Here is a 1,893-nt window from a genome sequence, read left to right as displayed (position 1 = left end):
TCGGCGCAGCCGGGCACGCGGGTCGACTCGGCGCAGCCGAATGGAGACCGCGCCCCACGCGCGTACGCTGAATCCATGCGCCGCAGTTCGAAGGCTCTGCTCGCTCTCGGTGTCACCGCCGCCGTCGCCGGTGGCGGCTACGCCTGGTACAGCTGGCTGATGCGCCGGCAGGTCACCTGGCAGCGCATCCTGGCCGACAACATCCCCGTGCACAGCGCCTATTGGCGCGCGCGGCGCGAGATGCCCGGCGACATCCTCTATGTGGCGATCGGCGACTCGGCTGCGCAGGGCATCGGCGCCTCGCGCCCTGCGCGCAGCTACGTCGGGGTGATCGCGAAGCGGGTCGAGAAGCTGTCGGGGAAGAGCGTGCGCGTCGTGAATCTCGGCATCTCGGGCGCGACCCTGTCGACGGCCCTCGAGAAGGAGCTGCCGCGCTTCGCCCGCCTCAAGCCGGCGCTGCTCGCCGACGCGATCGTGACCGTCAGCATCGGGGCGAACGACATCGCCAGCTGGGACCCCGAGCGCTTCTCCGCGCAGGTCGAGGAGCTGTTCGCGCGGCTCGAGCAGCTCGCGCCGCACGCGATCGTCGCGGACCTGCCGAGCTTCTATTTCCTTCCCGGCGAGCGCAAGGCCACCGCGGGCAATCGGATTCTGCGGGCTGCGGCAGCCCGGCACGGGCTGCGCGTCGTCGATCTACACGACACGATGAAGCACGAGGGAATGCGCGGCGTCGCGACGCAGTTCGCGGGCGACCTGTTCCACCCGAACGACCGCGGCTACGACGTGTGGGCGAATGCGTTCGAACCTGCGGTGGAGGACCGCCTCGACGAGGTGCTGGCGGCTCAGGCATCCCCGGTTTCGAGCACGTCCGACGGTTCGGAGGCGAGCAGCCCGCGCAACCAGTCGCGCGCCTCGACGAACACCTCGTCTGCATAGCGCGGGTCGAAGTCGGCGGGCTGCCGGTCGGCGCGCGGGTACGAGCCGAGGAAGATGACGCGCGGCGTGAAGCGGTAGAGGCCGAGCAGGGCGTCGGCGATGCGCTCCTCGGTGATGTGGCCCTCGAGGTCGATGATGAAGCGGTGCCGGCCGAGGGAGTCGCCGATGGGGCGCGACTCGAGCAGGCTCATGTTGACGCCGCGGGTCGAGAACTGCTCGAGCAGCTCAACGAGCGAGCCGGGGGCGTCGGTCGGCAGCTCGGCGATCAGGCTGGTCTTGTCAGCGCCGGTCGGCTTCGGAATGGCGGTGTCGCGGCTGACCAGCGCGAACCGCGTGACCGCGTTCGGGTTGTCGATGATGTTCTCGGCGAGCACCTCGAGCGCGTGATGGTCGACGATGGTCGGCGGCGCGACGGCGGCGTCGGCGACTGAGACGGGCTCTCCGTCCTCGTTCTCGTCGAGGAGCTGGGTGGCGGCCTGCACGTTGCTTCCGGCGGGCAGGTGGGAGTGGTCGGGCAGGTTCTTGTCGAGCCAGCCGCGGCACTGGGCGTAGGCGACGGGGTGGGCCGCGATCGTCTTGACGTCTTCCAGGCGGGTTCCGGGGCGCGCGACGAGGACGAAGCCGACGGGAACCAGGTACTCCCCCACGATGCGCAGGCCGGGGATGGTCGCGAGCGCGTCCTGCGTGGCCGAGACGCCGCCGTCGATGGAGTTCTCGATCGCGATCACCGCAGCCTTCGAGCGCCCCGCGACCACGTCGTCGAGCGCCTCGCCGACGTTGTTGACGGCGCGCCACGGCTTGCCCTGCGCCTCTTCGACCTGCTTGAGCGCGAGCTCGGTGAAGGTGCCGGCGGGGCCGAGGTAGCTGTAGGTGTCGCTGGCGTTGCTCGCGGTGCTGGTCGTACTGGCGGTGCTGGTCACGCTATGCATCTTTCCGTACACAGGGGCGAGCGTGGCC

General features: G+C 70.3%; 2 protein-coding genes. One reads left to right on the top strand and one right to left on the bottom strand.

The window, feature by feature from the left end:
- Window positions 1–75: 75 nt before the first annotated feature.
- A complete protein-coding gene (locus ACM2XV_RS14895) occupies window positions 76–936 on the top strand; it encodes an SGNH/GDSL hydrolase family protein (protein WP_487027500.1) in 861 nt (286 codons plus the stop codon).
- Here ACM2XV_RS14895 and pheA read toward each other — a convergent pair.
- Window positions 843–1,865, bottom strand: coding sequence for a prephenate dehydratase (pheA, locus tag ACM2XV_RS14890; RefSeq protein WP_487027501.1), 1,023 nt, complete (start codon window positions 1,863–1,865; stop codon window positions 843–845). The genes ACM2XV_RS14895 and pheA overlap by 94 nt on opposite strands.
- Window positions 1,866–1,893 lie beyond the last annotated feature (28 nt).

The organism is Gryllotalpicola sp. CP2-P1 (assembly GCF_057512245.1).
This window is presented reverse-complemented; position numbering and strand designations above follow the sequence as displayed.